We start from the raw sequence: 11,071 nt of genomic DNA on the forward strand, positions 1-11,071 counted from the left end.
GAATCTCAGTGGCGGTCATCCCAAGCTTTCGATGCGTCCGATAGCATAAGAGTGCCCGAGCCTTGACGGCTTGCGGCGATTTACCGGATGTCGTCAGGACATCCCGGACGAATGCGTGTTGGGAATTATGTTCCATCGTCAGGCCAGTTGCGGGGCAGGTTTAAAATCAGCCTTTACGACAACATTTGGATTTTCCCGATCCGTTTCCCATTGCGCAGGGTTATCGACGATGTATTCTCGGATGCGGTTCAGTTCGTCATCATTGCGGATGATGTGTTCGTAATAATTGCGCTGCCATACTCTGCCGCCGGGGGTATTTCGTGATTCGTTGATCTGTTTGGTGGTGGCGGATTTAAATCCGCGTAGGACCGCGCCAATGGTTTGCGAGGGCGACCGAGGTCCCGTAGGGGCGTATTGCAATACGCCCCTACCACGTTTCAAAATGACCACGATACCATGCACCCGATTCGGCATGACAATGAATTCATCCAACGCCGCATTAGGTCGCAATACCGGTGTATTTAACCACTGGCTCATAACAGTCCGACCTGAATCATCTAAAACCATTTGTCCGTTCACCACATGTCCGAACAGACATTCCCGGTTCCAGGCGCAAATGGTCACAAAATACAACCCAGCCCGAGAATAATCGTATCCGGACAACCGGATGGATCGGCGGTTATGTCGCATCGATTTCTGTAACAAGGGCGGTTCGTCGTAGATCCTGAACCCCGTCGAAGGGCGAACCGTCCCTACAAAACGGCCCGTTATTCATGCTGTTGTTCCCTGAACAGGAGGCCCTATCCGTCCTTGACTTCTGTAAAGGCATCTTTTTCACCAGCGTTGGAGACGTCGGCCAACAGCGGGGTACGCTCCTCTTTCGCTCGAGATCCAAAGAAATACGGCTGTTGGACCGGAGCGGAAGGTTGCGCATTTTTTACTACAGAGTTTATGCAGCTTACGTGCCAAATGCAATAACAGGTTAATTTTATCGGAAATCGCGAAATCATGGCCGAGATGGGCGGCTCGACATTGCGCAGAAATTGAGCAATCTTAGGATACCCAGTGCTCAATAATTGAGCAGTTCGCTCGTTCTGACAATCGAATCCGGGTGTTGCACTGTTGACGATGTGCCGCAGATGTCAGATACTACATATGGTATAGCCCCAGCTCAGTCCCAAAGTATAACCTACTTGCCAAGTTTCTGATTTTGTACATGTTCAAGCATCGTCGAGACAAGCTTTACTTCCGGGCAGGGCTAAGGGCAGAATATTGCCCAGAAATTGGGCGGCCGGCGCGAGCGGTTTGCTCTATTATTGAGCAGTACCCCCGGTTTGGGGAAAGGCGATGGAGCCGATGTGGGAGCGTGGCCGGAAATCAGTGTGGATATTCCCCGAATTCACGTGCTTCCCATTATGATTGCCCTCTGAACTACGACTCGCTCCCAGGTCTTTTCCCCACTCTAGAGAATTTCGTTGGTCGGATTACTAAACGAAGCGCTTCAGTTACGGCCTTGTTTGTGGGAAACGCTTCGGCGACGTCGTGCTCCGGGAGCACCAAGTTGGCGCTTTCGTGGTAACGGTCTGCATATTTGCCCTGGAAACACCCTTCAACAGCTCTCGAAGGTCGTATTCCGAACGTAGTTCATCGATCTTTTCGTCTTTTGATTTCGCAGAGTAGCGTTCAATCTGCCTGATGGCTTCCAGCATATCGTGGACTCTTTCTCTGGGGTCTCTCATAGGGCCACAGCCTCGCGCAGCACCCTTTCCCTAATTCTGGGTTTAATGCCACGATCGCTTACGACATCCACTTTACAGTTCAAAATCTCCTGAAGGTCAAGTTGCAGGGCGGCATGGTCCATGAGGGTGCGCCCCGGCTCCAATTCCACCAGAAAGTCGATGTCGCTTAGAGAGTCGGCTTCTCCTCGTGCAACGGACCCGAAAACGCGCACGTTCTGCGCCCCGTGTCTGGCAGCAGCCTGCAGGATTTCTCGGCGATGTTTTTTCAACAATTCATGCGCGTCCATAAGAATGTCCTCCGCGTTTGTAACGGACAGACGGTTCCCCCGGCGAGGCTGGATCTATTATTGCTTCGCAACGCGAACAACCAAGATTGCGCGCCGCCCACGCAGGGCGGGTAGGGGCGTATTGCAATACGCCCCTACGCGGGTATCCACCTCTGCTTCAATATCAAGACCGTAGGTCGGGTTAGCGAGCCCCGTCAGCGTAACCCAATGTATCGGCTGCACATTGTGGTTGTAAGGGCGCGGCGCGCCGTGCCCCAATTGGGGCGATCCGGCCTCTCACCACGCACGATCCTCGCTGTCCCGAACGTCCAGCTCCTCGATGAGATCCATCACCTGTCCCGGAGTTTCCGCCATGAGGATGATCTGGGGTTCGATGCCGTGGGCGCCCCGGTGATAGATCAGGTCCGGAGGCCGGTCCATTCTTTCCAGCAGGCGAATCAGGGGAGCGCCCGAGCAACCGCCTTCTTCGAGAGAAACCTCGATCTCTTCCACGGAAAACCCCAACTCTTCGGCCCGGTCGATGACCCGGGGTAGGAACCGCAGGTTCATGGCCGACCGTTGTTCGGGAAATCCTTTCATGATCCGGAGCAGAACCTTGGCCATGTACTCGGATACGCCGAATTCCGGCGGAGCCAGCACGGCCGCGCCGTCATACAACCGGACGATGCGGCCGGGAAACGCGGCCACGTCGTCGGCGCTTCGAGCGTGCGGCAGCGCATACACCAGGCTGGACTGGACTTCGGGGATCAAGTAACCGGCGTCCATTTCCTCGAAGCGTTCGAAGGCGTCTTCCAGCTCCTCGATCGCCTCGGATTTGTCCCACTCGAGGAGCACGGGGGCCAGATGGTTGGTGGGTCCGTGCCCTTCGCCGATATCCAGGGAATAGCGGATGGCCAGTTGAATGTATTCCTTGGCCCAGGCCACCGCCTCCTCGACGGAAAGACCTGTGCCCAGACCCGTGGCGATGACCGCTGAAAACGTGCATCCCGTGCCGTGGGTATTCGGCGTGTCGTAGTGTTCCCCTTCGAAGAGAAAAAAGTCCGATCCGTCGAAAAGCGTGTCCACGGGACGATCGAGGCGGTGCCCTCCCTTGATGACCACGTTTTCGGCTCCCTCACCGTGGATGATGCGGGCCGCCTCCTTCACGTGAGCCATCGTGGATATGGTCATGCCGCTGAGGATTTCCGCCTCGGGTATGTTGGGCGTGATCACCCGGCTCAGGGGAACCAGATGCTTTTTCAACGCGTTCCGGGCTTCGACCACGAGCAGCGGGTCTCCGCTCTTGGCCACCATCACGGGATCCACCACGAGATTGGGCATACCGTGCTCTCGGATCTTTCGGGCCACCAGCTCCACAATATGCGAAGTCAGCAACATGCCCGTTTTGACGGCGTCCACGCCGATGTCCTCGGCAACGGCGTCGATCTGAGCGGCGATGAAGTCCGGAGGAACTTCGTGTATGCCCGTCACGCCCACGGTGTTTTGCGCGGTGAGGGCGGTCAGAACGCTCATGCCATAACCGCCGAGTACGGTGATGGTTTTCAGGTCCGCCTGAATGCCCGCGCCGCCTCCGGAATCGGAGCCTGCAATGGTCAATATTTTAGGAATCATGGTGGGTGGCCTCATCTGTGATGTCTGGTTGTAGAAATACTCCAAGGGAAGCCGGGGGAACCATGTTCTCCCGGACCCCCTGCACGGGCTTCACGCACTCCGCGCGAGAAGCCGGATCAGCCGCCGTTGGTGCTTCATTTAAGGAGTCGAGTGGTAGAACCACTTGGCCCGTCCCCAAAATCATATGAACCGATGTTCTTACTGCTCCTCCGGATCGAGGAGGCATTGGTCCACGGTTTCGTCGAAACGGAAGGAGATCCGAAAGACGCCGTTTTCCGTCCGGGTGCGAACGCGATAACCGGTGCGATGAAACACGGACAGCATCTTTCGATTCGAGGACAGAACGTAGGCTGTAAATCCCGCCACACCCTGCTCCTTGGCGATTTCCGTCAAATAGTGCAGCAGAAAAGCGCCGATACCCTTACGTTGTTGTTCGTGGCTTACGGTGAAATCCACCTCCGCCAGGTCGGAATCCGATTCCTTCAGATACCGTCCCACGGCCACGATGCTTTCGGAGCCGATTTCACCCATGGTGCCCACGATGGCCGCCCCCTCTTCCCAGTCGATGTTGCACATGGCCTGGGTGTCGTAGTGGGAAAATACCTTCATATTCGAGAGAAATCGGTAATAAATGTCCTCCTTGGGGAGGGAGTAAAAGAACTCCTGCAGAGCCCGTTCGTCCGTGGGTTTTATCGGCCGGAAGAACACTCTCGAGTCGTCGTGGAAGGTTTGCCGGATTTCCCACCGGTCCGCATAGGCCAATTCAATGCCGGTTTGGATGATCTGGTCTTCATACACATATTTGAGATGCTTGGCCTCGATCAGCAGCTTCTCCCGGAACCGCGGATGAGCAATGTTGATGAGGGCCATGGCCCGCTCCCGTATGCTGAGTCCGTGCAAATTGGCCGCACCGAACTCGGTAACCACATATTTCACGGAACCCCGGGTCAGTACGACGCCGCTTCCTTCGTCCAGATGCGTGACAATGCGGGAGCGCTTCTTGTCCCTGCTCATAGAAGGAATGGCCACGATATGTTTTCCGCCTTTGGACATGCGCGTCCCCATCATGAAGTCCACGTACCCGCCGATACCGCTCAGAATCTGATACCCCGCCGAATCGGCGCAAACCTGTCCCGTAAGGTCCACCTGGATGGCGGATACGATGGAAACCATCTTGTCGTTGGCCCCGATCACCGCAGGATCGTTGACGTACTCGATGGGATGGAGCTGCACTTGTGGGTTGTCGCGAACAAAATCGTAAAGACGTTTCGAGCCGATGCAAAAGCTGGCAATGATGCGCCCCTTGTGCTTGGTCTTCTCACGATTGGTGACGACGCCCGCTTCGATGAGATCCAGATACGCGTCGTGCAGTACATCGGTGTGCACGCCTAAATCCTTCTTGTCTTTCAGAGCGAGGAGCGCATGGGTGGGAGCCGTATAAAAAGCGGCGTGAATGGTGGAGCCGTCTTCGACCAGTTTGGCCACTTGCCGGCCGATGAGTTCGTGCACTTCCTCCGGCGGCTCGGGGAACTTTTCGAGGAGCGGCTCTTCATACTCCACCACGTAATCGATGTCGTTCACATGGATGAAGCTGTTTCCCCAGACCCGGGGCATCTGGGGATTGACCTGGGCAATGACGATATTTGCGGCTTCCGCGGCCGCCTTGGTGATATCGACACTGATGCCGTACGAACAGTAGCCGTGAATATCGGGCGGTGAAACCTGTATCAGCGCCACGTGTATGGGAATTCGTCCGCTCTGGAACAGACCCGGTACATCCCGGAGATAGATGGGTGTATAGTCGGCGCGTCCCTCGGACACGGCTTCCCGGGAAGCGGACGCGATGTAGAAGGATTTAAGACGGAAGTGGCCTTTAAATTCGGGATTGGTGTAAGACGCCTCTCCCATGGACAAGGCGTGTAATACGTCGATGTCCGACACTTCCCACCGGAGTTCGGCCAGGGTATCGACCAGATGCTGGGGTTCCCCGCAGCCCGAACCGATGAACACCCGGTTGCCCGGTTTGATGGCCTTGAGAGCCTTGCGTGCGTCGCACTTCTTCTTTTCGTATGTTGCCTTCCAGTCCTTCATAGTCACACTGAGGAACCTCCTCGATGCAGAAAAAATGGATATGCCGGTTATGTACCGGAGCCGATCGACCAACTTGAGGCGCGGTTCTCGGGCCGGCGATCATGTGCAAAGTCGGGCAAGCCTCCGGATCCGTCTGCGACTGCTCCATCCAGGGCGGCCCGGACGAGGAGCCGTGTCTCTTTGTCGGATCGTTGCGAATGGCGTCAAAAGCCCCTTCTAAAAGCTTAACAAAACGGGGCGCAAGTTCAAGTTGTTTTCGTCCGGCTCGAACTTTTTTGATAAAGCTGAGGAATCGTGATAGGCTGCATAACCGAAACCGTTGCCCCTTATGGTCGAGTCGTTTCGAAGGTCAATGTGGACATCTTTGAAAAGGGCTTGCCGGACTTCCGGATCCCTTGCTTCCAATACAGGTGAGAGCATGGTGCTAAAACCGATTGCCTATATCGAGCGTCATATGAGGGGGATGGACTATTTCGTCCTATGGTTCGGGGCGTCCATTTCCATTGCCGAGATTTATGCCGGCAACATACTCGTGCCTTTGGGCTGGGCGGCGGGGTTGGCGGCCATTATCCTGGGTCATGCCATAGGAAACGTGCCGCTGGCTCTTGGAGGCCTCATCGGATCCGACAAGGGCCTTCCCACGATGTATCTGCTTCGCCCCACGTTCGGAAAGAACGGTTCCTATCTGGCGACCCTGCTCAACATCCTCCAACTCATCGGATGGACCGCCATCATGTTGATCATATGCGGGAAGGCGGTGCAGACGCTGCTGAATTTCACCGGCGCGGGGTCCACCCAACTCTGGATCGTGATATCCGGGGCCGTGTGTACGGCATGGGCATTGGTTGGAAGATCCACGTTCAAATGGCTGCAGCGGCTTTCCATCATCACCCTGGGAGCGTTGTGCGCGGTCATGACCGTCATGCTGTTTCTGGAGAGCGGTTCCGTGCGGACCGCCGGAGGCGGGGAGCCGAGTCTCCTCACCTTCGGTCAAGGACTGGATCTGTGCATAGCCATGCCCATTTCATGGCTGCCTCTGGTGGCGGATTATTCACGATTTGCGAGCAGCAAGAAAGGGTGCTTTATCGGCACCTATCTGGGCTACTTTATCGGGAGTTCCTGGATGTTCGCTCTCGGTTTGGCGAGCGGCCTCATTCTGGATAAACCCGAGCCGATCATCTCGTTTGCAACGCTCTGGTTCGGAGTTCCGGCCCTGGTGATCGTACTGTTCAGCACCTTTACGACGACGTTTCTGGACATCTATTCCTCAGCCGTGTCCTCTCTCAACCTGAGCCCGCGCCTCCGAGGAAGTGTTTCCACCGCCGTGGCCGGGGGACTCGGCATTGCGGTGGCCTTGGTGCTCCCCATCGAACGTTACGAGGATTTCCTCTACACGCTGGGGTCTTTCTTCATTCCCCTGTTCGGAGTGGTGCTCACCCATTATTTCTTTCTGGACTACGATATAGAAAGTCGGAAGAACATCGACTGGATTGCCCTTATCACATGGTTACTCGGCGTCGTTTTCTACCAGTTCTGCCTGCGAACCGGGTTCATTGCAGGCGCTTCCCTTCCCTCGTTGATCGGCACGGGGCTCCTGTTTTTCGTTTTGAAACGAATCGTGGGTATGAGAAGAGGCTGAAGTGGAAATGGCAAAGCAAACGAGAGGTCTGTTGGCCCTGGTTGAAAGGGGACGCGACCTCCTCAGTAGAACCAAGCTCCGCTTGCTGGGAGTCAAGACCTACGCATTGGTGGGCGAAAGCGGTACCGGAAAGAGTTTTCAGGCCCAGTCCATTGCCTCCTTACTGGGCTGTCCGTATATCATTGACGACGGGCTGTTGATTCACGAGCAGAAGATCGTGGCGGGCAAAACGGCAAAAAACGAGGTTTCGCCCCTGAAAGCCGTTCGCAGGGCGGTTTTTCAAAACGAGGAACACGCTCGCGCCGTTCGGGATCAGATCCGTATGCACTCGGCCGACCGCATCATGGTGATCGGAACGTCGGAGAAAATGGCGCGTCTTATTTGCGAGCGTTTGGACTTGCCACAGCCAGCTAAGATCGTGCGCATCGAGGAAATATCGAGGCCGGAAGAGTTGATGGCGGCCAGGGAGAGTCGAGAGGTCGAAGGCAAGCACGTCATACCCGCGGCCCAGGTAGAAGTGAAACGGGTGTTCTCTCACACCATCGTGGCGTCGATTTCACACCTGATATCGTCCTACCGCCTGTATCGGCATCCGCCAAGAACCTTCGAGAAATCCATCGTCCATCCCGGGTATTACATGGGCCGTCTCACTATATCGGCCACTGCCCTCGAGTCCCTGGTAAAGGTGGTTCTTGAACAGCACGACCCGTCGCTCCAGATTCGACAGGTTCGCTGCGCGCTGGATGAGGGGCGGATGGACGTGTACGCAGAGGTGGCCGTCGCTTTGACCGACAACCTTCCAACCCTGCTGAACCAGCTTCAGCATCTCGTCGTGAGTCAGGTCCGGCAATTCACGGGCATGCACGTGGAAAGAGTGGACCTCAACGTGGTGGACGTGCTTCCCCCTGCCGTCGAAGTCACCGAGTCCAAATGGCGTTTCTCCGGCAAGAAGAAACGTAAGGCCCTTCAGGAGAACTCGAAAAAGGTCCGAAACGAGCTGGATTGAGGCGACGGGTACTCACCCCCACAGAGCGTCGAACACTTTAGGGGCAGGCTCCCATGCCTGCCCGAATCCGAGACAAAAGAACCTTTGTCATTGCGGCGGGTTCTCCGACCTGCCGGTCTTCCTCCACATCCCCATGAGAGCCGGCAGCACCAGAACCGCCGAGCACAACATGCATAGGCTTCCAATGGCGGCCAGCAGACCCAGACTGTAGATTCCGCGATGGCTCGAAATCATCAGGGTTCCGAATCCCACCGTTGTGGTCAGGGCGGCCAGCGCCACTCCTTTTACCGTGCCGGCCGGCAAACCGGAATCCGATGAAACCCTGCCGCGGGTCATCACGATAATCCCGTACTCGACTCCCGCTCCCACAATCAGAGGTAAGAACAGACTGTTGGCCAGGTTGAAGTCTACCTGGAACAACCTCATGAGACCCAACGTCCAGCTCGTGCCCACGATGAGGGGGACAAAAGCGAGAAAAGCGGTCTTGATGTTGCGGAAGGAGATCAACAGCAAGACGAAGATGGCGATCACCGCGTATAGGGCTGCTTGCGTGCACGCCCTTCGAAACGCGTGGGTGAACACATACAGGGTGACGGCGTCACCCGCGGCCTTCGGATCCACGGCGCGGACTTCCCGGACGAACCTCTCAAGGCGGTCGGTGTCCCAGACATCGCCCGCCGGATAAATCTTTATTCGAAAAACAGGCCCTTCCCCCACGTATCGATCGAGTAACGATGACGGGAGATCCCGGATCCGCATGGGGCTTGAACGGACGTTTCGTTCCAGCAGGTCCAGCTTGTCGGCAAAATCCTCGAACAACCCCTCGCTGAAGTCGGCGAGGCGGGGCTCGATCTTCTCCTGGCCGGGGTTTTGCATGACCGATCGAATCGAGTCGATACGATCACGCACTTCCTCCATCTGCCGGGCCAGAGGGCGATTCACTCCCCAGTCGGCGTCGGGAGACATCTTGAAGCGTATTCGTGAAAGCGTATCTTCCAGACGCTGAATATTGGGAGCCCCCTCCGTCGGGCGGATCGGACCAAGGTGACTCACCAGCGGCTTGAGATGCTCGAGGAGGGGGATTTTGTCCTCCTGCGCGTCCGGCAGGAAGCTCAGAATGCTCGAGACTTCGGAGACAACGGGCAGAGCCTCCAGTTCCTGCGATTTGACGCGAACCTCGTTCAGGTCGGAAAGCAGAATCGATGCGGTTAAGGCCGATCGTTCGGAATCCTCCATCAACTTGTGTTCCCATACCACGGACTCGGCTTTCCGGGGCTGCATATGCAGCAGATTCAGATCGAACCGTATGCCGGGCGCGACCACCAGGGAAACCGCCATGCCTGCCAGCGCCGCCAAGAGGATTACCTGCGAGGATCGCCGACCGAGCTTGAACACGTACAGGGGGGCGTGGCCGGTCCGTTTAGCGGGTTTTAGCCTTCGTTCGAACAGAAGCGTAAGGGCCGGCAGGATACACGTTGTGGTCACGGTGGTCATGACCATGCCCACGGCCGTGATCAGACCCAATTCCACCAGACCCCGAAACCCGGTCAGGATCAGGGGAAGGAAAGAAAAGGCCGCACAGAGTCCGGCCAGAACGATACCCGGTCCCACTTCCATGTGTGTGGTCCGGACGGCTTTCTCGAGGTCCTTACCTCCCGTACGGCCCATCTCTTCTTCGAACCGGGCGAACCAGTGGATGCCGTAGTCGATCCCCAATCCCAGCAGAAGCGGAGCGAAAACCACCGAGAGTATGTTCAGGTGACCCACAACGAGCGTCGTCAGTCCGAATGTCCAGCTGAGGGCCAGAACCAGTTCCGTGATTTCCAGTACGGGCCGCCGGATGGTTTTCCAGAAGACGATGAGCAGAACCAATAGACCCGCCAGGGACAGCAGGGTTGCCAAACTCATGTCCGAAATGCTCGCCGACATTTCGTCGGCGTCCAGCGCCTCCCGTCCGGTCACTCCCGCCTCGAGACCGGGAAACTGCTCTTGAATCTGCGAAATGGCTGAACGCAGGTGATTCAGTGAATACGCCGTCTTGTTGAACTGTTTTTGCTTTCGGGCCGGTGTCACGAAAGCGAGCAGCAGTCGATCGTCCTCGGTCCAGAAGTAGCCTTGATCTTTTTCCGGCTGCTCGTCCGCGCCGAAAAGGGTGTTCCACTCGAGGGGCGTCCGCACACCGGAACGAAGTTGTGTTTCAAAGGACTGCAAGACTTCGATAAGAAAAGAAAGGTCGAAGGCCTTGTCCCTATCCGCGGTCCCGGCGTCTTCGTCAAGAAAACCGGTGAAGATTTCTCCGACCATTCGAGATGTCATCTCACGGTTCACGAGGTCGAAGAACGTGTTCAGATCCGGGGAACGGGACAGCCCCCGGATCAGCTCTTCATGATCCTTTACGTTTTCGACCAAGCGGGATAGCTCGCCGGCATCGAGATACAGCAACGCCCAGTCTCGGAAACGTTCCGGATTCAGACGGTAAAACAGGTCGTCATACAGGTCCGTCTCGCCGTCCAACCGGGAAACCAATGTATGAAGAAAGGCAAGGGACTGCTGCCGGTCCTTCCCTTCGATCGCAACCAGAAAGGCGTCCCGATCTTCGAAAGGATCCAGTTGTCTGCTCAACGCAACCAGAGGATTGTCCGGAGAGATGAGGTCGTGCTGGCCCGTGAGAAAACCGAGGTTGCGGATCGTGTAGGCC

Annotated in this window: 7 protein-coding genes; 2 read left to right on the forward strand and 5 right to left on the reverse strand. The window is 56.5% G+C overall.

Annotated elements, in window-relative coordinates:
• Positions 1 to 138: 138 nt before the first annotated feature.
• From HY788_22000 to HY788_22015, 4 genes are all read right to left on the reverse strand, one after another.
• Positions 139 to 690 (reverse strand): transposase, encoded by a 552-nt coding sequence (locus tag HY788_22000; protein MBI4776817.1) that lies wholly within the window; start codon positions 688 to 690, stop codon positions 139 to 141.
• Positions 691 to 1,735: 1,045 nt separating this feature from the next.
• Entirely contained in the window at positions 1,736 to 2,026 is a 291-nt protein-coding gene (locus tag HY788_22005; GenBank protein MBI4776818.1) for a nucleotidyltransferase family protein, read from the reverse strand.
• 276 nt (positions 2,027 to 2,302) lie between these two features.
• Complete coding sequence (thiD, locus tag HY788_22010) at positions 2,303 to 3,637, reverse strand: bifunctional hydroxymethylpyrimidine kinase/phosphomethylpyrimidine kinase (protein MBI4776819.1); 1,335 nt, start codon at positions 3,635 to 3,637, stop codon at positions 2,303 to 2,305.
• 198 nt (positions 3,638 to 3,835) lie between these two features.
• A complete protein-coding gene (locus HY788_22015; GenBank protein ID MBI4776820.1) occupies positions 3,836 to 5,728 on the reverse strand; it encodes a GNAT family N-acetyltransferase in 1,893 nt (630 codons plus the stop codon).
• A 418-nt stretch (positions 5,729 to 6,146) separates the two neighbouring features.
• Here HY788_22015 and cytX point away from each other — a divergent pair, with 418 nt between their 5' ends.
• Together cytX and HY788_22025 are read left to right on the forward strand one after the other, a co-directional pair.
• Complete coding sequence (gene cytX, locus HY788_22020) at positions 6,147 to 7,367, forward strand: putative hydroxymethylpyrimidine transporter CytX (protein MBI4776821.1); 1,221 nt, start codon at positions 6,147 to 6,149, stop codon at positions 7,365 to 7,367.
• A 7-nt stretch (positions 7,368 to 7,374) separates the two neighbouring features.
• Entirely contained in the window at positions 7,375 to 8,373 is a 999-nt protein-coding gene (locus tag HY788_22025) for a hypothetical protein (protein MBI4776822.1), read from the forward strand.
• Positions 8,374 to 8,460: 87 nt separating this feature from the next.
• On the opposite strand, the gene HY788_22030 is transcribed toward HY788_22025, so the two are convergent.
• The coding region (locus HY788_22030) for an MMPL family transporter (protein ID MBI4776823.1) at positions 8,461 to 11,071 on the reverse strand (2,611 nt) is incomplete at its 5' end.

The organism is Deltaproteobacteria bacterium (assembly GCA_016208165.1).
Lineage (GTDB): Bacteria > Desulfobacterota > Desulfarculia > JACQYL01 > JACQYL01 > JACQYL01.